Genomic DNA, 25,548 nt, shown 5'->3' with positions numbered 1-25,548 from the left:
ACTCCCGGACCATGCCCACACCCCCTCCGACCGGCCCACTCGTCACCCGGAGCACCCTCGCGCGGCAGCTGCGCGAGCTGGGCGTACGACCCGGCGAGACGCTGCTCGTGCACTCCTCGCTCAGCTCCCTCGGCTGGGTCCCCGGCGCCGCGGTGGCCGTCGTCCAGGGACTCCTGGACGCTCTCGGCCCGGGCGGCACTCTGGTGGTCCCCACCCAGACCGGCGACCTCTCGGACCCGGCCCTGTGGGGCAATCCGCCGGTGCCCGAGCACTGGTGGGCCGGCATTCGCGCCTCGATGCCGTCGTACGACCCCCTGATCACCCCGTCGCGCGGGGTGGGCGTGCTCCCGGAGACCGTGCGCACCTGGCCGGGCGCCCTGCGCAGCGCGCACCCGCAGACCTCGTTCGCGGCGCTCGGCCCGCGCGCGTCGGCCGTCGTCGACGGGCACGCGCCGGACTGCCGGCTCGGCGAGCGCAGCCCGCTGGCCCGCCTCGAGGAGCTGGGCGCCCGGGTGCTGCTGCTCGGCGCGGGATACGACGCGTGCACGAGCTTCCATCTGGCCGAGTACCGCATTCCGTCGCCGCTGGTCGAGGTGGGCCGTCCGGGCCCGGACGGCTGGGAGGTGGTCACCGAGGTGTCGATCAGCTCGGACCGCTTCGACGAGCTGGGGCACGACTTCGAGCGGGACCGTCCGGTCGTACGGGGCCGGGTGGGCGCCGCCGATGCGCGGCTGTTCCCCGTGGCCGACGCGGTGGCCTACGCCGAACGGTGGCTGGCGCTGCACCGTCCGCGCGAGGACTGGGCCGAGGCCCCCGGCGACCGGACCACCCGGCGACGTCCTTAGACTTGGCGTTCATGCGAAGCGACCCCGTGGTCCAGGTCCAGGCCCTGGTGAAGCGGTACGGCACGAAGACCGCGGTGGACGGCCTCGACCTGGTGGCCACGGCGGGCATCACCGCCGTACTCGGACCCAACGGAGCGGGCAAGACGACCACGGTCGAGACCTGCGAGGGCTACCGGAAACCGGACTCCGGCACGGTGCGCGTCCTGGGCCTCGACCCGGTCCGCGAGGCCGCCGCACTGCGGCCCCGGATCGGCGTGATGCTCCAGTCCGGCGGCGTCTACTCGGGCGCGCGGGCCGACGAGATGCTGCGCCATGTGGCCAAGCTGCACGCGCACCCCCTGGACGTGGACGCGCTGATCGAGCGGCTGGGGCTGGAGAGCTGCGGCCGCACGACCTACCGGCGACTGTCCGGCGGCCAGCAGCAGCGGCTCGCCCTCGCGATGGCCGTGGTCGGCCGCCCCGAACTGGTCTTCCTCGACGAGCCCACCGCGGGCCTCGACCCGCAGGCACGGCACGCGACCTGGGACCTCGTCCGCGATCTGCGCTCCGACGGCGTCTCCGTCATCCTCACCACGCACTACATGGACGAGGCCGAGCAGCTCGCCGACGACGTGGCGATCATCGACGCCGGCCAGGTCATCGCGCACGGCTCGCCCGAGGAGCTGTGCCGCGGCGGCGCCGAGAACACCCTGCGGTTCAGCGGGCGCCCGGGCCTCGACGTGGGCTCGCTCCTGAAGGCGCTGCCCGCGGACTCCACGGCGGCGGAGCTGACGCCGGGCTCCTACCGGGTCGGCGGCAAGGTCGATCCGCAGCTGCTGGCGACGGTGACGTCCTGGTGCGCCCAGCACGGCGTGATGCCGGAGAAGATCTCCGTCGAACGCCACACCCTCGAAGACGTCTTCCTGGAACTCACGGGCAAGGAGCTGCGTTCGTGACCACCACCGGCACGTACACCCCGAAGCCGGGGGCGGCGCCGCTCGGGCGCATGATCGGCGCCCAGGCCGCGCTGGAGACGAAGATGCTGCTGCGCAACGGCGAGCAGCTGCTCCTGACGGTGGTCATCCCGACGCTGCTCCTTGTGCTGTTCAGCTCGGTCGACATCGTCGACACGGGCAAGGGCGAGGCGGTCGACTTCCTGACCCCCGGTATCCTCGCGCTCGCCGTGATGTCGACGGCGTTCACCGGCCAGGCCATCGCGACCGGCTTCGAGCGCCGCTACGGCGTCCTGAAGCGGCTCGCCTCCTCCCCGCTGCCGCGCTGGGGTCTGATGGCCGCGAAGACCGTGTCCGTGCTGGTCACGGAGGTCCTCCAGGTGATCCTGCTGACGGCGATCGCCTTTGCGCTCGGCTGGTCGCCGCACGGCAACCCCCTCGCCGTACTCCTGCTGCTGGTCCTCGGCACCGCCGCCTTCTCCGGGCTCGGTCTGCTGATGGCCGGCACGCTGAAGGCGGAGGCGACACTGGCCGCGGCCAACCTGGTCTTCCTGCTGCTCCTGGTGGGCGGCGGGGTGATCGTCCCGCTGGACAAGTTCCCCTCCGGCGCCCAGGACGTGCTGGGCCTGCTGCCGATCTCGGCCCTGTCGGACGGCCTGCGGGACGTGCTCCAGCACGGTGCCGGGATGCCGTGGGGCGACCTCGGGATCCTGGCCGTCTGGGCGGTCGTGGGGCTGGCGGCGGCGGGGAAATTCTTCCGCTGGGAGTAGGTATGGGGCCCTCGTGAAGGCGTGCACAAGCGGCCCCCTACGATGGGGACCGTGCCGAACGTGACCCCCGCCGACGCCGTCCAGGCCGCGCGCAACCCGCTCTCCTTCATCGCCGAACGCTGGACCCCGTCCTCCCGGACGGTTCAGCGGGCGGCTCTCGCCGCGCTCGTCATGGCGGTGGTCATCGTGGTCACCGGCGGTGCCGTTCGGCTGACGGGCTCGGGCCTCGGCTGCCCGACCTGGCCCAAGTGCACCGACGACTCGCTCACCACGACCAGTGCGATGGGCTTCCACGGCATCATCGAGTTCAGCAACCGCATGCTGACGTACGTGCTGTGTGCGGCGGTCGGCTGGGCGATCATCGCGGCGCGGTCGGAGAAGCCGTGGCGACGGTCCCTCACCCGGCTGGGCTGGGCGCAGTTCTGGATCGTCATGAGCAACGCGGTCCTCGGCGGGATCGTCGTCCTCGTCGGCCTGAACCCGTACACCGTCGCGGCGCACTTCCTGCTCTCGACCGCCCTGATCGCGGTCGCCGCGGTGATGTGGCAGCGCACCCGCGAGGGCGACGCCGCGCCGCGCCCGCTGGTCGGCAAGGCCGTGCAGCAGCTGGTGTGGTGCCTGGCCGCCGCGGCCGTGCTGCTGATCGGGGTGGGCACGGTCGTGACCGGTGCCGGGCCTCACGCGGGTGACTCCAGCGAGGTCAAGCGCATCCCGCTGGACTGGGAGACCATCAGCAAGCTGCACGCGGTGCTGGCCTGGATCGTGGTGACGCTGACCTTCGCGCTGTGGTTCGTCCTCAAGGCGGTCGACGCCCCGATGGGCCCGCTGCACCGCACCCGCGAGCTGTTCCTGATCCTCCTCGGCCAGGGCGTCATCGGCTACGTCCAGTACTTCACGGACCTCCCGGAGGCCCTGGTCGCCGTCCACATGCTCGGCTCGTGCCTGGTGTGGATCGGGGTGCTGCGGGTGCTGCTGTCGCTGCGCGAGCGGCCCGCGCCCGACCTTGGGATTCCGGGCCCCACCCAGGCGGGCTCATCGGTCGGGGCCGGGGTCTGAGGAACGGTCGGCGGGCGCCGGTATGCGGTCGGCGCTCTTCCCAGCGGCGGTGAACACCGTCTCGAACACATCGTTGAGCTTTTGCACGGCCTCCCGCGAGAACATGCCGACCAATGCCGCCAGCGCCGCCACCCCGTAGGGGTTGATGTCGTTCGAGGACGCCGTCGTCGTGGTCAGGCCGCCGCGCAGGACGAAGTAGACGACCAGCGCCATCAAGGCCCCGATGTAGGGCTCCAGGACGTACATCAGCAGCCAGCGGCGCCTCAGCGACTGGTTGCCGACGTACTCGTAGAGCGAGCGCAGCACGTGCACCAGGGCGCCCAGGCCGCCCGCCGCCGTCACGACGACGAACAGCCGTACGTCACGCAGCAGCCCGAGCCGCCAGAACAGGATCCGCGTCCGAGCCGCGTGCTCCTGCGCGGCGGCCGCCGAACCGGCCGGCGGCGGGGCCGGTGGCCAGGCCTGCAGCAGGACGGTGCCGAACGCGCAGGCCAGGAGCAGCAGGACCCCGGCCAGGATGACGATGTCCCGGGTGCGCGCGAACTCGGCACCCACGCTCGACACCGGCACCGCACCCGCGTCGCCCGGAGGTGCGGGCGCACTCGGCGGCTGCTGCGGTGGCGCTTCCTTCGACGGCTCTTCCTTCGACGGCGCCGCCTCGGGCGCCGCTTCCTCGGCCGCCGCTTTCCCCTCCGGCACGGCGCGCTAGCGCGCGGCGGTGGGCGGGGTCTTCGTATCCGTGGGGCGCTCCGGGTCCTCCGGTGCCGAGGCGATCAGGCCCGCCTGTTCCAGGCAGCGGGTGCCGCGCGGGGTGATGTCCCAGGCGTTGTACCGCCACTGGCGGCTCTTCGAGGCGACGCCGGACGCCAGGAGCTTGCGGCCGAGGCGGCTGATCTCGGTGATGTCCACCTCGAGCCGCTTGGCGAGCTGTTCGTTGCTCAAGCCGGGCTCGTGGGCGATCTCGGTCAGGAAGCGGGCCGCGTGTCCTTCCGGGTCGAGGTTCAGCTGCAGCCCCGAGGGCAGCCGGCGCAGGGACCAGAACGTCACGTCGATCATTCCGAGCAGGCGTCCGCGCTGCTCGGCGCACTTGTACTCGTCGCCGTCGCGGACATGCTTCCCGTACAGCCGCCGCAGCCCGTCGTGGGCCGCCCGCAGCGCCGGTTCGTCGGCGGCCAGCGAGGCGTCGGTGATGAGCATGCCCAGGGAGCTGAAGCAGCCCTCCGGTATCTCGTACTCCGACTTCATCTCGTCCATCAGGTCCCGTACCTCGGTCAGTCGGTCGCACCGAGGTCGCTCTGCCGTATTGGTCGGCGCGCTCTTTCCGCTCATGCCACTCCCCCGGTCTCCGCTCCCGCTTCCATGACGACCACTCCACCATGCGCCGATGTCAAGTGAGTGTCAAGTGACGCATCCATGATTCTTCGCGGAGCCCTGGCGACCCGGCCGGAGATCCCCCGAAGCCTGTTTGTTACACGCTCATCACCAAACTCAATGCGCATATGCCGACAGACGCCGTTAACATCTGGTTACGCGCTCACGCTTCCGGGGGGAATCATGAACGAGAAAGCCACGCGCGGTGCGGCCCATTCGATCAACGGGGCAGAATTACCGGACGACCCGGCCGATCTCTTCGTCGTCCTCTACGACCTGCTTTCGGATGAGCACTTCCGTGCCCGCAAGCCGATCGGCTGGCGCAAGAATCCGACCGTTCGCGCGCTCGCGGACGACGTCTGCGTCGACGTACTGAAGGACGGGTACGCCACGCCCGAGCTCGCCGCCGAGATCATCCGGAAGCACGGCGATCGCGGCATCTTCGCCGTGCTCATCGGCCTCGACTGGGCCATGGGCTCGGCCAACCCCTTCATGCCCTGCTACGACGAGCCGGCCATGGGCCGGCTCACCCGCCGCTACGCCCGGTACGGCCGCTTCAACAGCCCCGGCGACGAGCAGGAGACCGGCCTCCTGCTGCCCCGTTGCACACGACCGGGAAAGCTGGCCGCCAACCCGACGAACAAACCAGATTTCTTCAACGTACATCGGGTCACTCCGGACAACTGTCGTGGAATCCAGCATGGCCGAATATCGAGCAGAAATGATCCGGCATTCTCGGCCGGGGAAGCGATTTCCATCGGATCCGCTCCCCTGCTGGAAAACAACGACGATCTGCACTTCGGTTTCAGCCGCGACGACGACGTCGGCCTTTACCGCATCGAACCGTCCACCGCACGTTTGAGCGAACGAATCGGGCAGGTGATCCGCAATCTCGGGGACTCGGAGGCGGAGATCGGAATCCTGCCCGAGAGCACCCTGTCGAACACACTCCTCAGCCAGTGGAAACAGCTGCTCACGGAGCTGCCCGAGGACAGCGGCCTGCGGTGGATCCTCCTCGGGACCGGCCCGCTCGGTACCGATGACCCGCCGCCGAACCGGGCCGTCCTGGTCGACTGCCTCACCGGCCAGTCCGTGCTGGAGCAGGACAAGATGGCGGGCTTCACCATGGGCGAGGGCCAGGCCGTGCGCTGGGGGCTGCCCGGCGAGCCGAGCGACTGCCTCGCGGTCGAGGACATCACCCGGGGACGGAACATCAGCGTGATGGAGTCGGCGCTCGGCCGTATCGCCGTCCTCATCTGCGAGGACCTCAAGCAGTCGGTCCTGTGGGAGGCGAAGTTCCAGGCCTTCGGGGTCTCCCACATCTTCGCCCCGCTCTTCGCCACGCCGATCAGCCGCACACCCAAGGACCGCTGGGAGCGCGTGGCGGCTCAGCGCTGCGTCGAGGAACAGGGAGCCTGGGTCGTCCTCGCCAACAGCCTGGCCATCGGCGCCAAGATGGATCCGCAGCTCGACCCCGAGGACTGCTTCAACTGCGCCGTGGTGGGACCGGCTTCACGCCACCCGAAGCAGCACGGCAACTACCGCACCCAGTTCTCCCGGGCCGCCGGCGCCGTGGAACTCTCCCGCGTGGTCTACGAGAACGACACCCGCGTCGTCACCGAGGGAGGCAAGCCCCTGCCGCTGCCGGTCGTCGAGGGCGGCTGGGCGGAGCCGTAGGCCCGACCGGCCCGCGCGCTCAGTCCCACCGGTCGGCGACCAGCCGGTCGATCGCGGGCCCGAGGAACGCCCGGGTGAGCTCGGCACGGCGCACGAGCCACGCGTCCGACCCCGGTACGTCATCCCCGTACCGCCGCCGGCCGATGTCCTCCACCACCTCGACGGGTGCCCCCAGTTCGGGCAGCAGGTCCAGTGCCTCCCGCTTCGAGATCAGCCGGCCGTCCCGCAGGGTCACGCTCGCGCGGGCGAAGGTCACCATGCCCAGGTCGACCCAGATGTCCTGCTTCCACAGCCGGGCCTTGTCCACCGAGGGCCGCCAGAACTCCCGCTGATCCCGTACGACGAAGGCGCGCAGCTCGGCGTCCGGCACGGGCGGCAGCAGGCCCTCGGGCGGTTTGCCATGCAGGACCAGGCCGAAGGCGTGCAGTTCACGGCGGGTGACCGGAGTGACCGGCCGTCGCATCAGCCGGTCGTGGGCCCAGGTGAGATGGGAACGGTCGGCGTCGGCCGTCGTGCCGGGCGTCAGATAGCTGCAGTGGACCTTCGCGGCGAGCGGCCCGAGCTTCCGCAGCCCCCGGTGCAGCCGGACCACCCGGCGCACGGTGGACAGCCCCACCGGGCCCTCCAGGACCGCGATCAGGTCGAGGTCGCTGCGGCCCTCCTGGTAGTCGCCTCCGGCGAGCGACCCATGCGCCCATACGGCGATAGGGGCGAGGTCGCCCACCGCGCCGAGGAAGGCGTCGAGTAACCGGTCGGTCAAGTGCCTGTCAGTGGAGTGTCCGTCAGTCATCCCGACAGTCTGCGGCGCTCACTCCACGCCGTACACCCGCCGGGCGTTGCCCGCCGCGATCAGCCCCGCCACGCGCTGCGCGTCGGCCGCCGACCAGGCCCCCTCGACGACCCAGGCGCCGAGCACGCGTGCGAGCGCCTCACGGAAGAGATGTGCGCCGACCACATGAAGTTCGGGCAGCCCGTGTGCGCCGCTGGAGAAGAGGATCTTGCCGAAGGGCGCGAGTTCGAGGATCTCCGCCAGGATCGCCGTCGCGCGCGCCCCCGTCCGCACCAGGGCGGCGCCCACATCGGCGTACACGTGCGGGAAGACACCGGCGAGGTGCGCCGCGTGCCGGTGGTACGGGTAGCCGTAGAGCAGGACCAGATCGGTGCCGAGGCCGGCCGTCGAGCGGACGAAGTCGGTGAGCAGCACGGGGTCGGTGCGGTCGACACGCAGGCCGGGTTCGCCGAGTCCCGCGTGCAGCTGGAGAGGCAGGCCGGAGGCCACCGCGATCCACAGCAGATGCCTGAGCAGCACCGGGTCGCTCAGCGCGCCGCCCACCCGGCGCCCGGCGAGCCACCGCCCCGCCGCGCCCCGCACCTCGCCGGGCCCGGGCGGCTCCGGCGCGAGCGCCAGGCCGTGCCGTACGCCCGCCACGGAGGTGAAGGCCACGGCGTTCGCTGCGGCCCCGTGGACGGACTCGGCGAGATTGGCGAGAAAGGACTCGACGGTGCCCGAGGTGTCCGCGACCTGTTCGGCCAGCAGCTCCAGGCGGACGATCTCGTGCGCCCGGGCGTCGCCCGCGGAGGCCATCTCGCCCGGTCCGGTGAGGTCGCCGGGCAGACCGGTGTCGACGAGGTACGTCGTGATGCCGCTGCCCCGCAGCAGCCTGCGGCCCGTCTCCAGGACGCCGAGTTCGCGGCGCCGTGCCAGGTAGCGGGCCGGCGGGCAGTGCGGCTCCAGGCCGAGCAGCGGCGGGCACCAGCGGCGCACCGCGAAACCGGTCTGGGTGTCGAAGAGGGTGGTGCCGGCGGCCGGCGGGCCCTCGGTGCGGGCGAGGTGGGCCTCGAAGGTGCCGAGGCCCAGCTCTGTTCTCAGTACGCCGTGGCAGTACTGGTCCACCAGGGTCGGCGTTTCGATCATCCGGGCTCCCCGTGACTGGACCGTGCCTCTTCAGGTCCTAACGGGTGAACCGGTCATTCGGTGCTGCTCCCCCACACCCCGTGCGAACAACCGAAGGTTGTCGGCCGTCGGCCGGGGTCGCGCACGGAGCCGTCGTCAGCCGTTGCTGGGGCCGCCGAGTTGGATCCCCGCCATCCGCGTCCACTCGTACGGCCCGGTCCGCACCTTGGCCGCGAACTCCCCGTCGAACGCCTCGTGCACGGTGATGCCGGCCTTCTGTACGGCCTGCTCGGCGATCGCGTACGTGGGCGCCACGAGGTCGCCCCAGCCGCCGTCCTCGCCGACGAGCACGATCCGGGCGCCCTTCTGCCCGATGTACGCGACCTGTCCCTCGGCTCCGCCGTGCGCCTTGGCGAAGGCGGAGATCTGCTTCGCGAGCTTGGCCGTCCGGCGCTCGGCCCTGGCGTCCTGGGCGGCGTCGGTGCTCTCGTCAACCTGCTGGGTGTCTGCCATGGCCAGGATGCTACCGACGGGTAGATCAAACGGCGACGGGCGGGGTGCGTGGCCTTGACCACGCACCCCGCCCGCAGCGAAGCCGGGAGTGTCTGAGTGTCTAGCGGAGGAAGGGGTCCACCGCGATCGCCACGAAGAGGATCGACACGTAGGTGATCGACCAGTGGAAGAGGCGCATCTCCTTGAGCTTGCCGCCCGTCACCTCGGCCTTGGCGCGGTTCTGCAGCCCGTGCGCCTCCCACAGCCAGAAGCCGCCGGCCGCGAGGGCCACGACCGTGTAGAACCAGCCGGTGTAGCCGAGCGGGGTGAGCAGCAGGGAGACGGCGACCATGACCCAGCTGTAGATGACGATCTGCCGGGCGACCACCTTGTTGGAGGCGACCACGGGCAGCATCGGCACGCCCACGCGCGCGTAGTCGTCCTTCACCTTCATCGACAGCGGCCAGTAGTGCGGCGGCGTCCAGAAGAACATGACCAGGAAGAGGATGACCGGGGCCCACGACATCGAGTTCGTGACGGCCGACCAGCCGATGAGGACCGGCAGGCAGCCCGCGATGCCGCCCCACACGATGTTCTGCGACGTACGCCGCTTGAGGATCATCGTGTAGACGACGACGTAGAAGAGGAGCGCTCCGAGTGACAGCCAGGCGGACAGCCAGTTGACGGTCAGGCCGAACAGGAGCGTCGAGACGACGGCCAGCGAGATGCCGAAGGCCAGGCACTCGCGGGGGCTGACCATGCCGGTGACCAGCGGCCGCTGCGACGTGCGTTCCATGAGGGCGTCGATGTCGCGGTCGATGTACATGTTGAGCGCGTTGGCGCCGCCCGCCGACAGATAGCCGCCGAGGCAGGTGAGGAGCACCAGCTTGAGGTCGGGCACGCCCTGCTCGGCGAGGAACATCACCGGAACGGTGGTGATCAGCAGAAGTTCGATGATCCGCGGCTTGGTCAGCGCCACGAACGCCTTCAGACGGGCCCCGAACGGCCGCTGGCCCCGGCTGCTGCTCTCCGTGAGCACCCCGGCTGGACGGGATTCGACGGCCGTCACGTACACCCCTGACAGAGACATCCCAGCAAGCCCCGGGTGTGAACTCCCGGCAAAGGCTCGCGCGTACCACGCCACTGTAGACGTTGCCCAGACCCCGACCTTCGCGGGGGTGGGGTCGTGTTGGGAAGCACCCCGCGAAGAGCGGAGCAGCCCTCCGGAGAGCCCTCGCACGAAGAGCCGAGTGGCACTCAATTGAGTACTCGAACGAGCGGCTCCGTATTCACCTGCCGAATACGGAACGGACCGGCCGGGAGGCGGATCGTGAAGAGTCCCGGCAGTCTGGAATGACTCGAAAAAACGCACGTTCTTACGGGGGTAGGCTCGACAACGGCCGGGGCGCCCAGTGCACCGGCATTCGACATGCGTGACGTTTCGACATGCGTGACATGTGGAGAGGAGCCCTGACCCAGGGTGAGCACCAAGCCGACCACCACAGACCTCGAGTGGACCGAGTTGGACCAGCGGGCCGTCGACACCGCCCGCGTCCTGGCCGCCGATGCCGTACAGAAGGTCGGCAACGGCCATCCCGGTACGGCGATGAGCCTGGCGCCTGCCGCGTACACCCTTTTCCAGAAGGTGATGCGGCATGACCCGGCGGATGCCGACTGGGTGGGACGGGACCGTTTCGTCCTGTCCGCCGGTCACTCGTCCCTGACCCTTTACACCCAGCTGTACCTGGCCGGTTTCGGCCTGGAGCTGGACGACCTGAAGGCGTTCAGGACGTGGGGCTCCAAGACCCCCGGCCACCCCGAGTACGGGCACACGACGGGCGTCGAGACGACGACCGGTCCGCTCGGCCAGGGTGTCGCCAACGCCGTGGGCATGGCGATGGCCGCCCGCTACGAGCGCGGTCTGTTCGACCCGGAGGCCGCCCCCGGCACCTCCCCGTTCGACCACTTCATCTTCGCCATCGCCGGTGACGGCTGCCTCCAGGAGGGCATCTCCGCCGAGGCGTCCTCGATGGCCGGCCACCAGAAGCTCGGCAACCTGGTCCTGCTGTGGGACGACAACCACATCTCGATCGAGGGCGACACCGAGACGGCCGTCTCCGAGGACACCGCTCTGCGGTACGAGGCGTACGGCTGGCATGTGCAGCGCGTGGCCCCGAAGCCGGACGGCGACCTGGACCCGCACGCCCTGTACAACGCGATCGAGGCCGCGAAGCAGGTGACCGACAAGCCGTCGTTCATCGCGATGCGCTCGATCATCGCCTGGCCGGCCCCGAACGCGCAGAATACCGAGGCCGCGCACGGCTCGGCGCTCGGCGACGACGAGGTCGCGGCCACCAAGCGCGTCCTCGGCTTCGACCCGGAGAAGTCCTTCGAGGTCGCCGACGAGGTCCTCGGCCACACGCGTGAGGCCCTCGACCGCGGCGCCCAGGCCAAGGCCGAGTGGGAGAAGGGCTTCGCCGCCTGGCGCACCGCCAACCCGGAGCGCGCCGCCGAGTTCGACCGCATCGCCGCGGGCGAGCTGCCGACGGGCTGGGAGGAGAAGGTCCCCCTCTTCGAGGCGGGCAAGGGTGTCGCGACGCGTGCCGCGTCCGGCAAGGTCCTCCAGGCGCTCGGTGCGGTGATCCCCGAGCTGTGGGGCGGCTCCGCCGACCTCGCGGGCTCGAACAACACCACGATCGACAAGAACAGCTCCTTCCTCCCGGCGGACAACCCGCTGCCGGAGGCGGACCCGTACGGCCGCACGATCCACTTCGGTATCCGCGAGCACTCGATGGCCGCGGAGATGAACGGCATCGCGCTGCACGGCAACACCCGCATCTACGGCGGCACCTTCCTGGTGTTCTCCGACTACATGCGCAACGCCGTCCGCCTCTCCGCGCTGATGCACGTGCCGGTGACGTACGTGTGGACGCACGACTCCATCGGTCTCGGCGAGGACGGCCCCACCCACCAGCCGGTCGAGCACCTGGCGTCGCTGCGCGCGATCCCGGGCCTCAACGTGGTCCGTCCCGCGGACGCCAACGAGACGGCGATCGCCTGGCGCGAGATCCTCAAGCGCTGGACGAAGGTCTTCGGCAAGGGCGCTCCGCACGGTCTGGCGCTGACCCGGCAGGGTGTGCCGACGTACGAGGCCAACGAGAACGCGGCCAAGGGCGGCTATGTGCTGTTCGAGGCCGAGGGCGGCGCGCCGGAGGTCATCCTCATCGGCACCGGTTCCGAGGTGCACGTCGCCGTCGAGGCGCGCGAGCAGCTCCAGGCCGCGGGCGTTCCGACGCGCGTGGTGTCCATGCCGTCCGTGGAGTGGTTCGACGAGCAGGACCAGGGGTACCGGGACAGCGTCCTGCCGCCTTCGGTGAAGGCCCGGGTCGCCGTCGAGGCCGGGATCGGTCTGACCTGGCACCGGTTCGTCGGTGACGCCGGTCGCATCGTTTCCCTGGAGCACTTCGGCGCTTCCGCCGACGGCAAGGTGCTCTTCCAGGAGTTCGGTTTCACTGCCGAGAACGTCGTTGCCGTAGCCCGGGAATCGATCGCCGCAGCCCAGCGCTGACGCTGATATACGACACGTAGGAGATGCAATTTCCATGACAGACGCACTCAAGCGCCTCTCCGAGGAAGGCGTCGCGATCTGGCTGGACGACCTGTCGCGCAAGCGGATCACGTCCGGCAACCTCGCCGAACTGATCGACCAGCAGCACGTCGTGGGCGTCACCACCAACCCGTCGATCTTCCAGAAGGCGATCAGCAGCGGTGACGGTTACGAGCAGCAGCTCGCCGACCTCGCCGCCCGCAAGGTCACCGTCGAAGAGGCCATCCGCATGATCACGACGGCGGACGTCCGTGACGCCGCCGACATCCTGCGCCCGGTGTTCGACGCGACCGGCGGCCAGGACGGCCGCGTCTCGATCGAGGTCGACCCGCGCCTGGCGCACAACACCGCGGCGACGATCGCCGAGGCCAAGCAGCTGGCCTGGCTGGTGGACCGTCCCAACACGCTCATCAAGATCCCGGCGACCAAGGCGGGCCTGCCCGCGATCACCGAGGTCATCGGCAGGGGCATCAGCGTCAACGTGACGCTGATCTTCTCGCTGGAGCGCTACCGCGAGGTCATGGACGCCTACCTGGCCGGTCTGGAGAAGGCGAAGGCCGCGGGCCTGGACCTCTCCAAGATCCACTCGGTGGCGTCCTTCTTCGTGTCCCGCGTGGACACCGAGATCGACAAGCGGATCGACGCGCTGGGCACCGACGAGGCCAAGGCCGCGCGCGGCAAGGCCGGTCTCGCCAACGCGCGGCTCGCCTACCAGGCGTACGAGGAGGTCTTCTCCACCGACCGCTGGGCCGCCCTCGACAAGGCGCAGGCCAACAAGCAGCGTCCGCTGTGGGCCTCGACCGGCGTCAAGGACAAGGCCTACAAGGACACCCTGTACGTCGACGACCTGGTCGCGCCGAACACGGTGAACACCATGCCGGAGGCCACTCTGGTGGCCACCGAGGACCACGGGCAGATCACGGGCAACACGATCGCCGGTACGTACGAGCAGGCGCGCGCCGAGATCGACGCGGTCGAGAAGCTCGGGATCTCGTACGACGACGTGGTCCAGCTGCTGGAGGACGAGGGCGTCGACAAGTTCGAGGCGTCCTGGAACGACCTGCTCAAGTCGACCGAGGCGGAGCTCCAGCGCCTCGCCCCCTCGGAGGGCTGAAATCTTGTCACCTTCCCCCGTCACCGGAGCGAATCCGCTTCGTGACGCCGCGGACCGACGGCTCCCGCGTATCGCGGGGCCGTCGGGCCTGGTGATCTTCGGCGTTACGGGCGATTTGTCACGTAAAAAGCTGATGCCCGCTGTGTACGACCTGGCGAACCGCGGTCTGCTTCCGCCGGGCTTCTCGCTCGTCGGCTTCGCCCGCCGCGAGTGGGCCAACGAGGACTTCGCGCAGGAGGTCCACGACGCGGTCAAGGAGCACGCGCGTACGCCGTTCCGCGAGGAGGTCTGGCAGCAGCTCATCCAGGGGATGCGCTTCGTCCAGGGCACCTTCGACGACGACGACGCCTTCGAACGGCTGCGCAGCACGATCGAGGAGCTGGACAAGGCGCAGGGCACGGGCGGCAACTTCGCCTTCTACCTGTCCGTGCCTCCGTCCGCCTTCCCGGTGGTCATCCAGCAGCTGAAGAAGCACGGCCTGGCCGACCAGGAGGGCGGTTCCTGGCGCCGCGCGGTCATCGAGAAGCCCTTCGGCCACGACCTCCAGTCGGCCGAGGACCTCAACTCGACCGTGGAGGAGGTCTTCGCCCCGGACCAGGTCTTCCGCATCGACCACTACCTCGGCAAGGAGACGGTCCAGAACATTCTGGCGCTGCGCTTCGCCAACCAGATGTTCGAGCCGATCTGGAACCGGTCCTTCGTCGACCACGTGCAGATCACCATGGCCGAGGACATCGGCATCGGCGGCCGCGCCGGGTACTACGACGGCATCGGCGCCGCCCGTGACGTCATCCAGAACCACCTGCTCCAGCTGATGGCGCTGACCGCGATGGAGGAGCCCTCCTCCTTCGACGCGGACGCGCTGGCCGCGGAGAAGACCAAGGTGCTCGGCGCGGTCAAGGTGCCGAAGAACCTGGGCAAGGACACCGTCCGCGGGCAGTACGCGACGGGCTGGCAGGGCGGCGAGAAGGCCGTCGGCTACCTCCAGGAAGACGGTATCGACCCCAAGTCGAAGACCGACACGTACGCCGCGATCAGGCTGGAGGTCGACAACCGCCGCTGGGCGGGCGTCCCCTTCTACCTGCGCACCGGCAAACGTCTGGGCCGCCGCGTCACCGAGATCGCGGTCGTCTTCCAGCGCGCCCCGCACTCCCCCTTCGACCACACGGCGACGGAGGAGCTCGGCCAGAACGCGATCGTCATCCGCGTCCAGCCGGACGAGGGCATCACGGTCCGCTTCGGCTCCAAGGTGCCGGGCACCTCGATGGAGATCCGGGACGTGTCGATGGACTTCGCCTACGGCGAGTCGTTCACCGAGTCCAGCCCGGAGGCGTACGAGCGTCTGATCCTCGACGTGCTGCTCGGCGACTCGAACCTCTTCCCGCGTACGGAGGAGGTCGAGCTGTCCTGGAAGATCCTCGACCCGATCGAGCAGTACTGGGACAAGCACGGCAAGCCCGCGCAGTACCCGTCCGGAACGTGGGGGCCCGTCGAGGCGGACGAAATGCTCGAGCGAGACGGACGGAGCTGGCGTCGCCCATGAAGATAGACCTGACGGACACCACTGCCAGCAAGATCAACAAGGCGCTCGTACAGGGCCGCCGCGCCATCGGCACCCCCGCCGTCGGCATGGTCCTCACCCTCGTCATCGTCACCGACGAGGAGAACGCCTACGACGCCCTGAAGGCAGCCAACGAGGCCTCGCGCGAGCACCCCTCGCGCACCCTCGTGGTCGTCAAGCGGGTCTCCCGCTCACCCCGCGACCGCACGAAGTCGCGCCTCGACGCCGAGGTACGGGTGGGCGTGGAGGCGGGCACCGGCGAGACGGTCGTCCTGCGGCTGTACGGCGAGGTCGTGGGCCACGCCCAGTCGGTGGTCCTTCCGCTTCTGCTGCCGGACGCCCCCGTCGTCGTCTGGTGGCCGGTGAACGCGCCGCACGACCCGGCCAGGGACCCGCTCGGCGCCCTCGCGCAGCGCCGGGTCACGGACACCTACGCGGCCGAGGTCCCGGTCCGGGAGCTGAGCGCCCGCGCCGAGGCCTACACACCCGGTGACACCGACCTCGCGTGGACCCGCATCACGCCCTGGCGCTCCATGCTGGCCGCCGCCCTCGACCAGGTCACCTGCCAGGTCGAGGAGGTCGAGGTGGAGGGCGAGGAGTTCAACCCCAGCTGCGAGCTGCTCGCGATGTGGCTGGCGGACCGGCTCGACGTCCCCGTCAAGCGCTCGCTGTCCTCCGGTCCCGGCCTGACCGCCGTCCGGATGGGCACCAGCTGCGGCCCGATCGTCCTGGACCGCCCGGACGGGTCGCTCGCCACACTCTCCATCGAGGGCCAGCCCGACCGTGCCGTCGCGCTCAAGCGCCGCGAGACGTCCGAGCTGATCGCGGAGGAGCTGCGCCGGCTGGACCCGGACGACACCTACGCGTCCGCGCTGCGGTACGGCGTGGACCGGCTGAGTGCCAACGCCGCCGAGGCCTCGTCCGAGGCCCCGGGAGCCGGCGGCGGGACTGCTGTCGCGACCGCCACGAAGGCACCGGCGGCGAAGAAGGCCGCCGCCAAGAGGGCTCCGGCGAAGAAGGCGGCCGCGAAGTGAGTACTCCGCAGCTCGTCGTCCACCGCGACAAGGAGCTGATGGCCCAGGCCGCCGCGGCCCGGCTGATCACGAAGGTCGTGGACGCGCAGGCCTCGCGCGGCTACGCCTCCGTGGTCCTCACCGGCGGCCGCAACGGCAACGGGCTGCTCGCCGCGCTGGCCGCCGCGCCCGCCCGGGACGCCGTCGACTGGGGCCGCCTCGACCTGTGGTGGGGCGACGAGCGGTTCCTGCCCGAGGGCGACCCCGAGCGCAATGTCACGCAGGCTCGCGCGGCCCTGCTGGACTCCGTTCCGCTCGACCCGAAGCGGGTGCACGCCATGCCCGCCTCGGACGGGCCGTACGGCGCCGATGCCGACGCGGCGGCTGCCGCGTACGCCTCGGAGCTCGCCCGGGCCGCGGGGCCCGAGAACCACGGTGCCGTTCCGACCTTCGACGTCCTGATGCTCGGCGTCGGGCCGGACACCCATGTGGCCTCGCTCTTCCCGGAGTTGCCCGCGGTGCGGGAGACGGAGCGGATGGTCGTCGGCGTGCACGGCGCGCCGAAGCCGCCGCCCACCCGGGTCTCCCTCACGCTGCCCGCGATCCGGGCGGCGCGTGAGGTGTGGCTCCTCGCGGCCGGCGAGGACAAGGCCCAGGCCGCGGCGATCGCCCTCTCGGGCGCGGGCGAGGTACAGGCCCCGGCGGCCGGGGCCTACGGCCGCTCGCGCACGCTGTGGCTGCTGGACGCGGCGGCGGCATCCCAGCTACCGCGGTCGCTGTATCCGCCGGCTTCGCCGTGAGGTGAGGGGCGGTGGGGGTTTCTTTCGCCCCCTCCGCCCCTACCCGTCCCTTGTTCCTGGGGGCTGCGCCCCCAGACCCCCGCTATCGGCCTGAACGGCCTCGTCCTCAAACGCCGGACGGGCTAGTCAGCCCGTCCGGCGTTTGAGGACGAGCGCGCAAGCGCGATGCAGGGGGAGAGGGGGCGCAGCCCCCAGGACAACGGGAAGGGTTGGGGCGGAGGGGGCGAACAACCCCGAAGGGCCGCCCCCACTCACTTCACCGACCCCGCCATAACCCCCTGCACAAAGTGCCTCTGGAAGGCGAAGAAGACGACCACCGGAACCACCAGCGACAGGAACGCCCCCGGCGCCAGCACATCGATGTTGCTGCCGAACTGCCGTATCTGGGACTGGAGTTCAACCGTCAACGGCTGCGAGGAACTGTCGGCGAAGAGCAGCGCGACAAGCATGTCGTTCCAGACCCACAGGAACTGGAAGATCGCGAGACTGGCGATGGCCGGCCGCCCGACGGGCAGGACGAGCCGCGTGAAGATGCGCCACTCCGTGCCCCCGTCCATCCGCGCCGCCTCCAGCATCTCCTTCGGCATCTCGGCGAAGTAGTTGCGCAACAGGAAGACGGCGAACGGCAGCCCGTAGGCGACGTGGAAGAGGACGACACCGGGAATCGTGCCGAACAGGCCCAGCTGCCCGAAGAGTTTGGCCACCGGCAGCAGACCGATCTGGACCGGAACCACCAACAGGGCCACGACCAGCAGGAAGAGCGGTTCCCGCAGAGGGAACTCCAGCCAGGCGAAGGCGTATCCGGCCAGCGCGGCGATCACGACGACGAGCGTCGTGGTCGGCACCGAGATCAGCACGGTGTTCCAGAAGGCCTGCGTCATCCCCGAATTGCCCAGCAGCGCCGAGTAGTTGTCGAAGGACAGCTGCCCAGGGCTGGCGATAGCCGTCCACCAGCCGCCGCTCGCCTGGTCCTGCGCCGAGCGCAACGACGACAGGAACAGACCCGCGAGCGGCGTGAGCCACACCAGCCCGACCAGCACGAGGAACGCCTGCACCAGGCTGTTGCCGAGCCCTCGCCTGAGCGCGTTCATCGTTGACTCCTTCGGAAACGGCGGACGTTGAAGACCATGGCCGGGACCACCAGGAGCAGCAGCAGGACGCCGAGCGCGCTGCCCAGGCCCTGGTTGTTGCCGCCACCGAAGGACACCAGCCACATCTGGGTGGCCAGCACGGTGGCGTCCTCCTGCACGGGGCCCGGCGCGATGATGTAGACGAGGTCGAAGACCTTCATCACGTTGATCACCAGGGTCACGAAGACCACGGTGAGCACGGGGGCGAGCAGCGGCACGGTGATCCGGCGGAAGATCTGCCACTCGTTCGCGCCGTCCATCCGGGCCGCCTCCAGCGCGTCGCGCGGCAACGCGGCGAGCCCGGCGCCGATCAGCACCATGGCGAAGCCGGTCCAGATCCAGAGATACGCGCCGATGATGGCGGGCGTGACGAGGGCCGGGCCGAGCCAGGAGACACCCTCGTAGGGCGGGGCGAAGTTCGACTCGGGCAGCCGCAGGGCGTACGACGAACCGGAGTCGAGGTCTCCGAAGCGGAAGGACCCGTCGGCGGCGGTCGTGGTGCTCGCGACGGTCTCCCCGTCGTCCCGTACCGCCTCGACCTTCATCCCGGGCAGCCCGCTCTCCGCCTTGTCGACCTTGCCCTGTTCCCCTCCCCCGCCGGGCGTGAAGTCCAGGTAGACGACACCGCGGAGTTCGCCCGAGGTGGCCTGCTGTCCGGCCGCGGCGTACGCGGGCTTCGCGTCCCTCGGCAGGTCGCCGGGGAGGACACCCACCAGTCCGAGGCCGACGGTGTGACCGGGGGACGCGGTGGCGCTCGTACGGTAGGAGCCGTCAGCGCTCTTGGTCAGGCCGTGTCCGTCGCGCGCCCGGGCGGTCGGGTACGACGACGTGCCCTTGAAGGCGTCGTGCACCGAGACGACGGCGGCGTTGAGAACGCCCTTGTCGGGGTCCTCGTCGTACGCGAGCCGGAAGATGATGCCCGCGGCGAGGAAGGAGACCGCCATGGGCATGAAGAGCAGCAGCTTGAAGGCGGTGGCCCAGCGGACCTTCTCCACCAGGACGGCGAGGATCAGGCCGAGGCCGGTCAGCAGGGCCGGGGCCACGACCACCCAGACGACGGTGTTGCGGATGGCCTTGAGGGTGGCGGGGTCCTGGAACATCTCGGCGTAGTTGTCGCCGCCCACGAACCGGTTGCCGGAGGCGTCGAAGAAGCTGCGGCCGACGGAGAAGAGCACGGGGTAGACGACGAGTGCGCCGAGCAGCAGCAGGGCGGGGAGGACGAAGAGCGCGGCGACGATCCGTCCGCGCCGCCTTGCCCGGCGTCTGCGGTCGGCCACGGGGGCGGTGGCCTGTGGGCTCGTCTCTTTCACGAGGGTGCTGGTCACGGTGATCAGCCCTGGTAGGCCTTGGCCGCCGCGTTCTCCAGCTTCGCCGCGGTCCCCTTCGGGTCGGACGGGTCGCGCAGGAAGTCCTGGAGGAGCTTCCACTCGCCCGCGCCCTTGGTGCCGCCGAACGCGGCCGGGGCCTGGTCGGACATGTCGAAGCGGACCGAATCCCCGGCGGTGACAAGGGACTTGGCGGTCTCGCGGGTGACGTCGTCGCCGTAGGAGGTGAGGGCGAGCTTCTTGTTCGGGGAGAGGAAGCCGCCCGCCTTCGCCCAGACGGCGGACGCCTCGGGGGTCGCCAAGTACTCCAGGAGTGCCATGCCGGCCTTCTGGTTCTTGCCGTCCTTGAGGACGACCGCCGCGTCGCCGCCGCTGACCACGGGCGCCTTGCCGCCGCCGACCGCGGGGAAGGGGAAGAAGTCGGCGTCCTGGCCGATCTTCCTGCCGAACTGGTCCTTGGCGACTCCGGCGACGAAGTCGCCCTCGTAGACCATGCCCGCCTCGGCCTTGGGTCCGAAGACCTTCTCGACCGAGCCCGGGAAGTCGGTGTTCAGGGCGCCCTTCTGGCCGCCGGCTATCAGCTGCTTGTCCTTGAACAGCTTGCCGAGCGTGGTGAGGGCGTCGACGACCGTCGGGTCGGTCCACTTGATCTTGTGGGCGGCCAGCGCATCGTACTTCTCGGGTCCGGCCTGGGAGAGGTAGATGTTCTCGAACCAGTCGGTGAGGGTCCAGCCGTCCTGTCCGGCGACGGAGAAGGCGGCGAGGCCCGAGTCGGAGACGGTGTGTCCGGCCTTCAGCATGGCGTCGTACGTCGTCGGCGGCTTGACGCCCGCCTGGTCGAGGGCGGCGGGGCTGTACCAGACGGTCGACTTGTGGGCGGCCTTGAAGTAGAGGCCGTACAGGGTGCCGTCGACGCTGCCGTAGTTCTTCCACACGCTCGCGTATTCGGCGTCGACCGACTGCTGGGTGGTCTTGGACAGCGGCTTGAGCCAGCCCTTCTTCGCGAACTGCTGGAGCACGCCGACCTGCGGGACCATCACCACGTCGGGGGCGTTGCCGCCCTCGATCTTGCTGCCGACGACGGTGGAGACGTTGTCACCGGTGGAGGTGAACCGGGTCTTGGCGCCGGTCTTCTCGGTGAAGGCGTCCAGCACCTTCTGGAAGTTCTTCTGCTCGCTGCCGGACCAGACACCGGCCACGTCGACCGTCTGGCCGCTGAGCGGCTTGTCTCCGCCGCCCGCGGAGACGGGGCCGCCTCCACAGGCGGTGGCGCCGAGCGCCAGGGCGAGGGCGGTGCAGCTCGTGAGCAGGGTCGTACGTCGTCGCATCATCGTTGATGTCCCTTCGAAGGATGAAGAAGGATGAAGAAGGATGAAGAACTGACGGAGGATCAGGGATTGGTGGAGTCGCTGATCCACCAGGCGGCCGTCGAGCCCGGCAGGACGCCGGGGGAACAGGGGCCGCTGGACAGCAGAGGGGTGCCGGAGACGGGCGCGGGCGCCGGTGCCGTACCGAAGTTGACGGCGCAGACCAGGCCGTCGCCGCGGACGAAGCCGAGGACGCCGGGCGGGGTGTCCAGCCAGCGCAGCTCTCCCTCACCCAACTGGGGCAGTGCCGAGCGGAGTTGGAGGCCGTCGCGGTAGAGGTGCCAGAAGGAGCGGGTGTCGGCGAGGGCACGGTCGGTGGCGTACTCGGCGAAGTAGGCGGGCTGCGGCAGCCACGGCTTCGCGCTCTCGGCGCCGGAGGTGAAGCCGAACGGCGAGGCGTGTCCCGACCACGGCAGCGGGACGCGGCAGCCGCCGCGGATCCGGGCGCGGCTTCCGGTGCGGTGGAAGATCGGGTCGGTGAGCACGTCGTCGGGCAGGTCGACGACCTCGGGCAGGCCCAGCTCCTCGCCCTGGTAGATGTACGCGGCTCCGGGCAGCGCCAGCATCAGCAGCGCGGCGGCGCGGGCGCGGGCGGCGCCGAGGCCGCTGCCCTCGGTGCCGAGCTCGCCGTACCGGGTGACGGTGCGGACCTGGTCGTGGTTGTTGAGGACCCAGGTGACGGTGGAGCCGGTGCCCGCGATGTCCTGCATGGCCTCGGCGATGACCTTGCGGAAGGCGTCGGGGTCCCAGGGGGCGCTGAGCAGGTCGAAGAAGAACGCCTGGTGGAGCTCGTCGTGGCGGACGTACTCGGCGTGTTCGCGGGCGGTCGGCACGGAGACCTCGCCGACGAGCAGCCGCTCCTGACCGTCGCGGGCGGTGTACTCCTCGCACACCGCTCGCCAGTCCCGCCAGACGTCGTGCACCTCGGGCTGGTTCCAGGCGAGCGGGTTGACGGAGTCGCGGGTGCGGGCGTCGACCTCGGGGTCGTCGGAGTCGGGCAGCTCGGGGTGCTTGAAGAGGCCCGCGGCCACGTCGATGCGGAAGCCGTCGACACCGCGGTCCAGCCAGAAGCGCAGGATGTGCTCGAAGTCGGCGCCTATCTCGGGGTTGCGCCAGTTCCAGTCGGGCTGCTCGGGCGTGAACATGTGCAGGTACCACTGACCGGGTGTGCCGACCGGCTCGGTGATCCGGGACCAGGCGGGGCCGCCGAACATGGAGTGCCAGTTGTTGGGCGGCTCGGCCCCGTCCGGGCCGCGGCCGTCGGCGATGTGGAAGCGGGCGCGGGCCGCGCTGCCGGGCGCCGCGGCCAGCGCCTCCTGGAACCAGGGGTGCTCGTGGGAGCAGTGGTTGGGGACGATGTCGAGGAGCACCTTGATGCCGAGCCGCCGGGCGTCGGTCATCAGCAGGTCGAACTCGGCGAGGTCGCCGAAGAGCGGGTCCACGTCGCGGTAGTCGGCGACGTCGTAGCCGTGGTCGTGCTGCGGCGAGGGGTAGAAGGGGCTCAGCCAGATGCCGTCGACCCCGAGTTTCTTCAGGTACGGCAGCCCCGCCCGGACTCCGGCGAGGTCGCCGATGCCGTCGCCGGTGCTGTCCAGAAAGCTGCGGACGTACACCTGGTAGATCACTGCGTCGCGCCACCAGCGGTGCGTGTTGAGAGACACCCGTCGACCTGTCTGTTCGTGCCAGCGGTTATGCATGCATGTTAAGTAGGCGTGTCGCAGAGGTGTCAACGAGCAGACGGAAAGCCGTGGGGTATTAGGTGGTTATGTCCGAGATTTTTGGCGGCTTCGAGGCCTCAGTGAGACCTTCGGGATACCTAACAGGTAACTAGCGACGCGAGATCGCGGCCAGTTCCCGCGCCAGCCGCTGGACCGCCGCCCGGGGCGTTTCGTGCCCCGTCAGCGCGTCGGCCACCACCGCCTGCACGACCAGGCTGACCTGGTCGTAGCGCGGGCTCTTGGGGCGCGGGGCGGCGGCGAGCACGCTCTCGCGCAGCGTGGGCAGGTAGGGGAATTCCCGGATCAGTTCCGGATCCTCGTAGAGCGCGGCTCTTACGGGCGGCAGCGCCCCCTTGGTGAGCACCTGCCGCTGCACGGGCTCGCTCGTGAGGTAGGCGATGAGCCGCCGGGCGGAGTCCGGGTGCCGGGCGTGCGTGTTGACCGCGAGGTTGGAGCCGCCGAGCACGCTCGTTCCCGGTCCGTCGGGTCCGGGCAGCGGCACCGCGCCGACCTTGCCGGCGACGGCGGAGCCCTTCGCGGAGGCGCCGACATAGGCGTACGGCCAGTTGCGCAGGAAGAGCAGGTGCCCGTCCTGGAAGGCCTGCTTGGACTCCTCTTCCTTGTACGTCAGCGCCTTCTTCGGGATCCAGCCCTCGCGCACCCCGCGGGCGAGGAACCCGATGCCCTCGCGGGCGGCGGCGGAGTTCACCGTGACGCGTTCGCCCTCGTCGCCGAGGATCGTGCCGCCCGCCGAGTAGACCGCCTCGGCGGCGTTCACGGTGAGGCCCTCGTAGGGCAGGAACTGGCCCGCGTAGCCGCCGAGCCCGTACTTCGGGGCGATGGTCTTGGCCTGGTGCTCCAGCTCCGCCCAGGTGCGCGGCGGTGCGACGCCCTCCTTGGCGAGGATGTCCTTGCGGTAGAGGAGCAGGCCCGCGTTGGTGACGTACGGGACGGCGTACAGCCTTCCCTCGTACCTCGCGGTGTCGACGACCGGCGGCAGGAAGCTGCCCAGCGGGAAGCGGGCGCCGTCCAGCGGGGATATCCAGCCCGCGGCGGCGAACTCCGAGGTCCAGGCGACGTCGATGTTCAGCACGTCGAAGCGGCTGCGGTCGCCGCCGCGCAGGTCGGTGGTCATCTGCGCGTGGGTCTCGTCGGCGGAGTCCGGCAGCTCGACGAGGGTGACCTTCTCGCCGGGGTGGGTGCGGTTCCAGCCGTCGAGCTGTGGTCCCAGATAGCTGGTGAGATCGCCGGCGGTGGCCAGCGTGAGGGGGCCCCGGCCGCTCTCACGAGCCCCGCCGGCCCCTGTTCCGGAGGCCACATAACCGCTCAGGACCACTGCCACGACCAGGAGGCCCCTACCGGCGGCGCGTATCCACCGCATAGGTTCCTCCCTGTAACACGTACACCGGCGCCGGGCACCTTCGCTCGGCGTCAGAGGCCATGTATACCTGTTAGGTATGGGCGATACTAGGGCCTGCGGCACATCGGCCTCCGGTCCGGCTGCCCGCGACAGACGACAAGAAACGCGAGGAGGAGAGCGCGAGTGCGGCTGGCCCTCCTGGCCCTGCTGGCGCGTGGCCCGGCCCACGGCTATGAGCTCAAGCAGGACCTTGAGCAGATGCTGGGCTCCGCGTACCCTCAGCCGAACGTCGGCCAGATCTATGTGACCCTCGGCCGCCTCGAGAAGTCGGGACTGATCGAGGGCGAGGAAGTCGAGCAGTCGAGCCGGCCCAACAAGAAGATCTACCACCTCACCGATGCCGGGCGGGAAGCGCTGCGCGCCTGGTACGAGGAGACGGCGGACGAGCCGCGGGTGCGGGACGAGTTCTTCATGAAGCTCGCGCTGGCACCCACGACCGGCCTCGCCGACCGGATCGCCCTCATCAACAAGCAGCGGCGCCAGTACCTGAACACCATGCGCAACCTGTCGAAACTCGCCGCCGCGGAGAACCGGGACAACCGCATCGCCCAGCTGCTCATAGAGGGCGCCATGCTGCATCTCCAGGCCGACCTCGACTGGCTGGAGCGCTGCCAGGAGGAATTGGAGGAGCTGGAATGACCCTCACCCCTCCTCTGCCGCGTGCCGAGCCTCTGCTGCGTGCCGAGGGTCTGGTGAAGACCCACTACGGCGAGGGCGCGCCCGCGCATGCCGTGCGCGGCGTGGACCTCGCGCTGAAGCAGGGCGAATTCGTCGCCGTCACCGGCCCGTCCGGCGCCGGGAAGTCGACCCTGCTGCATCTGCTCGGCGGGCTCCAGCGGCCGGACTCCGGCAGCATCTGGCTCGACGGCGAGTGCACCGACACCTACGGCGAGGCCCGCTGGGCGGTCGAGCGCAGGCGCCGTATCGGCATCGTCTTCCAGTTCTTCAACCTGGTGTCGAACCTGTCGGTCGCCGACAACGTCGAACTGCCCGCCCTGCTCGCCGGAGTCTCCGCCAAGCAGGCGCGCACCGAGCGCGAGCAGCTGCTGGCCGAGCTGGGCCTCACCGGCAAGGAGCGCAGCATGCCGGGCGAGCTGTCCGGCGGCGAGCAGCAGCGGGTCGCGCTGGCCCGGGCACTGGTCAACCACCCGCCCCTGCTGCTGGCCGACGAGCCCGCGGGCAGCCTCGACAGCAAGGGCACGCGCGAGGTCATGCGGCTGCTGTCCCGCTTCCACGGGCGCGGCCAGACCATCCTGCTGGTCACCCATGACGCGCGGCTCGCGAGCGCCGCGGACCGGGTGATCAGCTTCTTCGACGGACGGATCGCCGACGACGCGGAGCTGGACGGCGGCACGCCGTCGCGCGGCGCGGGGATATCCGGCGTGCTGGAACTGAGGGACTGAGCCGGCGTGCGCGACCATCGGGCGGGGAACGGGTTTTCCGGCGTACGCGAGCC

The 25,548-nt window shown here is 70.3% G+C and carries 23 protein-coding genes; 12 read left to right on the top strand and 11 right to left on the bottom strand.

Features of this window, described 5'->3' with window-relative positions:
- The first annotated feature begins 11 nt into the window (after positions 1–11).
- From AB5J56_RS34065 to AB5J56_RS34050, 4 genes are read left to right on the top strand one after another with little or no spacing between them, the layout of a single operon-like run.
- Positions 12–845 carry an aminoglycoside N(3)-acetyltransferase gene (locus AB5J56_RS34065; RefSeq protein WP_369238398.1) on the top strand — a complete coding sequence of 278 codons (834 nt, stop codon included), beginning with the start codon at positions 12–14 and terminating at the stop codon, positions 843–845.
- Positions 846–856: 11 nt separating this feature from the next.
- Positions 857–1,780, top strand: coding sequence for an ABC transporter ATP-binding protein (locus AB5J56_RS34060; protein WP_369238396.1), 924 nt, complete (start codon positions 857–859; stop codon positions 1,778–1,780).
- Positions 1,777–2,547: an ABC transporter permease gene (locus AB5J56_RS34055; protein WP_369238394.1), complete on the top strand. Its 771-nt coding sequence runs from the start codon at positions 1,777–1,779 to the stop codon at positions 2,545–2,547. The genes AB5J56_RS34060 and AB5J56_RS34055 overlap by 4 nt, the downstream gene beginning before the upstream one ends.
- A gap of 42 nt (positions 2,548–2,589) precedes the next feature.
- On the top strand, positions 2,590–3,603 hold the full coding sequence (locus AB5J56_RS34050; RefSeq protein ID WP_369238392.1) for a heme A synthase: 1,014 nt from the start codon (positions 2,590–2,592) through the stop codon (positions 3,601–3,603).
- Here the strand turns inward: AB5J56_RS34050 and AB5J56_RS34045 are convergent.
- Both AB5J56_RS34045 and AB5J56_RS34040 read right to left on the bottom strand, forming a co-directional pair.
- Positions 3,580–4,302: a hypothetical protein gene (locus AB5J56_RS34045; RefSeq protein ID WP_369238390.1), complete on the bottom strand. Its 723-nt coding sequence runs from the start codon at positions 4,300–4,302 to the stop codon at positions 3,580–3,582. The two genes, AB5J56_RS34050 and AB5J56_RS34045, sit on opposite strands and share 24 nt — an antisense overlap.
- A gap of 6 nt (positions 4,303–4,308) precedes the next feature.
- Positions 4,309–4,932, bottom strand: coding sequence for a hypothetical protein (locus tag AB5J56_RS34040; protein WP_369238388.1), 624 nt, complete (start codon positions 4,930–4,932; stop codon positions 4,309–4,311).
- A 225-nt stretch (positions 4,933–5,157) separates the two neighbouring features.
- Here AB5J56_RS34040 and AB5J56_RS34035 point away from each other — a divergent pair, with 225 nt between their 5' ends.
- A complete protein-coding gene (locus tag AB5J56_RS34035) occupies positions 5,158–6,651 on the top strand; it encodes a hypothetical protein (RefSeq protein ID WP_369238386.1) in 1,494 nt (497 codons plus the stop codon).
- 19 nt (positions 6,652–6,670) lie between these two features.
- On the opposite strand, the gene AB5J56_RS34030 is transcribed toward AB5J56_RS34035, so the two are convergent.
- The 4 genes from AB5J56_RS34030 to AB5J56_RS34015 form a co-directional block, all read right to left on the bottom strand.
- The gene (locus tag AB5J56_RS34030) at positions 6,671–7,411 is read right to left on the bottom strand and encodes a nucleotidyltransferase domain-containing protein (RefSeq protein ID WP_369238384.1); all 741 of its coding nucleotides are present in this window, start codon (positions 7,409–7,411) and stop codon (positions 6,671–6,673) included.
- A 48-nt stretch (positions 7,412–7,459) separates the two neighbouring features.
- Positions 7,460–8,566: an amidohydrolase family protein gene (locus AB5J56_RS34025; protein ID WP_369238382.1), complete on the bottom strand. Its 1,107-nt coding sequence runs from the start codon at positions 8,564–8,566 to the stop codon at positions 7,460–7,462.
- A 135-nt stretch (positions 8,567–8,701) separates the two neighbouring features.
- Positions 8,702–9,058 carry a hypothetical protein gene (locus tag AB5J56_RS34020; RefSeq protein WP_369238380.1) on the bottom strand — a complete coding sequence of 119 codons (357 nt, stop codon included), beginning with the start codon at positions 9,056–9,058 and terminating at the stop codon, positions 8,702–8,704.
- 100 nt (positions 9,059–9,158) lie between these two features.
- Complete coding sequence (locus tag AB5J56_RS34015) at positions 9,159–10,112, bottom strand: heme o synthase (protein ID WP_369242964.1); 954 nt, start codon at positions 10,110–10,112, stop codon at positions 9,159–9,161.
- 405 nt (positions 10,113–10,517) lie between these two features.
- On the opposite strand from AB5J56_RS34015, the gene tkt reads away from it, so the two are divergent.
- From tkt to pgl, 5 genes are read left to right on the top strand one after another with little or no spacing between them, the layout of a single operon-like run.
- Positions 10,518–12,605, top strand: coding sequence for a transketolase (tkt, locus tag AB5J56_RS34010; protein ID WP_369238378.1), 2,088 nt, complete (start codon positions 10,518–10,520; stop codon positions 12,603–12,605).
- A gap of 34 nt (positions 12,606–12,639) precedes the next feature.
- Positions 12,640–13,758, top strand: a complete 1,119-nt coding sequence (gene tal / locus AB5J56_RS34005; protein WP_369238376.1) for a transaldolase — start codon at positions 12,640–12,642, stop codon at positions 13,756–13,758.
- A 4-nt stretch (positions 13,759–13,762) separates the two neighbouring features.
- A complete protein-coding gene (gene zwf, locus AB5J56_RS34000; protein WP_369238374.1) occupies positions 13,763–15,301 on the top strand; it encodes a glucose-6-phosphate dehydrogenase in 1,539 nt (512 codons plus the stop codon).
- Entirely contained in the window at positions 15,298–16,353 is a 1,056-nt protein-coding gene (opcA, locus tag AB5J56_RS33995) for a glucose-6-phosphate dehydrogenase assembly protein OpcA (RefSeq protein WP_369238372.1), read from the top strand. Before zwf ends, opcA begins: the two co-directional genes overlap by 4 nt.
- Complete coding sequence (gene pgl / locus AB5J56_RS33990; protein ID WP_369238370.1) at positions 16,350–17,132, top strand: 6-phosphogluconolactonase; 783 nt, start codon at positions 16,350–16,352, stop codon at positions 17,130–17,132. Before opcA ends, pgl begins: the two co-directional genes overlap by 4 nt.
- A 251-nt stretch (positions 17,133–17,383) precedes the next feature.
- Here the strand turns inward: pgl and AB5J56_RS33985 are convergent, their stop codons facing one another.
- The 5 genes from AB5J56_RS33985 to AB5J56_RS33965 all read right to left on the bottom strand — a co-directional run bounded on the left by AB5J56_RS33985 (position 17,384) and on the right by AB5J56_RS33965 (position 24,053).
- Complete coding sequence (locus AB5J56_RS33985; RefSeq protein ID WP_369238368.1) at positions 17,384–18,223, bottom strand: carbohydrate ABC transporter permease; 840 nt, start codon at positions 18,221–18,223, stop codon at positions 17,384–17,386.
- Entirely contained in the window at positions 18,220–19,587 is a 1,368-nt protein-coding gene (locus AB5J56_RS33980; RefSeq protein WP_369238366.1) for an ABC transporter permease subunit, read from the bottom strand. Before AB5J56_RS33980 ends, AB5J56_RS33985 begins: the two co-directional genes overlap by 4 nt.
- A gap of 5 nt (positions 19,588–19,592) precedes the next feature.
- Positions 19,593–20,918 carry an ABC transporter substrate-binding protein gene (locus AB5J56_RS33975; RefSeq protein WP_369238364.1) on the bottom strand — a complete coding sequence of 442 codons (1,326 nt, stop codon included), beginning with the start codon at positions 20,916–20,918 and terminating at the stop codon, positions 19,593–19,595.
- Positions 20,919–20,977: 59 nt separating this feature from the next.
- The gene (locus AB5J56_RS33970; protein ID WP_369238363.1) at positions 20,978–22,651 is read right to left on the bottom strand and encodes a glycoside hydrolase family 13 protein; all 1,674 of its coding nucleotides are present in this window, start codon (positions 22,649–22,651) and stop codon (positions 20,978–20,980) included.
- 130 nt (positions 22,652–22,781) lie between these two features.
- Positions 22,782–24,053, bottom strand: a complete 1,272-nt coding sequence (locus AB5J56_RS33965; RefSeq protein ID WP_369238362.1) for an ABC transporter substrate-binding protein — start codon at positions 24,051–24,053, stop codon at positions 22,782–22,784.
- Between the two features lie 162 nt (positions 24,054–24,215).
- Here AB5J56_RS33965 and AB5J56_RS33960 point away from each other — a divergent pair, with 162 nt between their 5' ends.
- Together AB5J56_RS33960 and AB5J56_RS33955 are read left to right on the top strand one after the other, a co-directional pair.
- Positions 24,216–24,731: a PadR family transcriptional regulator gene (locus AB5J56_RS33960; protein WP_369238361.1), complete on the top strand. Its 516-nt coding sequence runs from the start codon at positions 24,216–24,218 to the stop codon at positions 24,729–24,731.
- Positions 24,728–25,495 carry an ABC transporter ATP-binding protein gene (locus tag AB5J56_RS33955; protein WP_369238360.1) on the top strand — a complete coding sequence of 256 codons (768 nt, stop codon included), beginning with the start codon at positions 24,728–24,730 and terminating at the stop codon, positions 25,493–25,495. The genes AB5J56_RS33960 and AB5J56_RS33955 overlap by 4 nt, the downstream gene beginning before the upstream one ends.
- The last annotated feature ends 53 nt before the right edge of the window (positions 25,496–25,548 follow it).

Origin of the sequence: Streptomyces sp. R21 (assembly GCF_041051975.1) — a bacterium.
GTDB lineage: Bacteria > Actinomycetota > Actinomycetes > Streptomycetales > Streptomycetaceae > Streptomyces.
This window is presented reverse-complemented; position numbering and strand designations above follow the sequence as displayed.

What these genes read in the sequence shown, in the direction of transcription:
- AB5J56_RS34065 (WP_369238398.1), top strand. Translation starts at nt 12, where the DNA reads ATGCCCACACCCCCTCCGACCGGCCCACTCGTCACCCGGAGCACCCTC.
- AB5J56_RS34060 (WP_369238396.1), top strand. Translation starts at nt 857, where the DNA reads ATGCGAAGCGACCCCGTGGTCCAGGTCCAGGCCCTGGTGAAGCGGTAC.
- AB5J56_RS34050 (WP_369238392.1), top strand. Translation starts at nt 2,590, where the DNA reads ATGGGGACCGTGCCGAACGTGACCCCCGCCGACGCCGTCCAGGCCGCG.
- AB5J56_RS34040 (WP_369238388.1), bottom strand. Translation starts at nt 4,932, where the DNA reads ATGAGCGGAAAGAGCGCGCCGACCAATACGGCAGAGCGACCTCGGTGC.
- AB5J56_RS34035 (WP_369238386.1), top strand. Translation starts at nt 5,158, where the DNA reads ATGAACGAGAAAGCCACGCGCGGTGCGGCCCATTCGATCAACGGGGCA.
- AB5J56_RS34025 (WP_369238382.1), bottom strand. Translation starts at nt 8,566, where the DNA reads ATGATCGAAACGCCGACCCTGGTGGACCAGTACTGCCACGGCGTACTG.
- AB5J56_RS34020 (WP_369238380.1), bottom strand. Translation starts at nt 9,058, where the DNA reads ATGGCAGACACCCAGCAGGTTGACGAGAGCACCGACGCCGCCCAGGAC.
- tal (WP_369238376.1), top strand. Translation starts at nt 12,640, where the DNA reads ATGACAGACGCACTCAAGCGCCTCTCCGAGGAAGGCGTCGCGATCTGG.
- opcA (WP_369238372.1), top strand. Translation starts at nt 15,298, where the DNA reads ATGAAGATAGACCTGACGGACACCACTGCCAGCAAGATCAACAAGGCG.
- AB5J56_RS33985 (WP_369238368.1), bottom strand. Translation starts at nt 18,223, where the DNA reads ATGAACGCGCTCAGGCGAGGGCTCGGCAACAGCCTGGTGCAGGCGTTC.
- AB5J56_RS33975 (WP_369238364.1), bottom strand. Translation starts at nt 20,918, where the DNA reads ATGATGCGACGACGTACGACCCTGCTCACGAGCTGCACCGCCCTCGCC.
- AB5J56_RS33970 (WP_369238363.1), bottom strand. Translation starts at nt 22,651, where the DNA reads ATGCATAACCGCTGGCACGAACAGACAGGTCGACGGGTGTCTCTCAAC.
- AB5J56_RS33965 (WP_369238362.1), bottom strand. Translation starts at nt 24,053, where the DNA reads ATGCGGTGGATACGCGCCGCCGGTAGGGGCCTCCTGGTCGTGGCAGTG.
- AB5J56_RS33955 (WP_369238360.1), top strand. Translation starts at nt 24,728, where the DNA reads ATGACCCTCACCCCTCCTCTGCCGCGTGCCGAGCCTCTGCTGCGTGCC.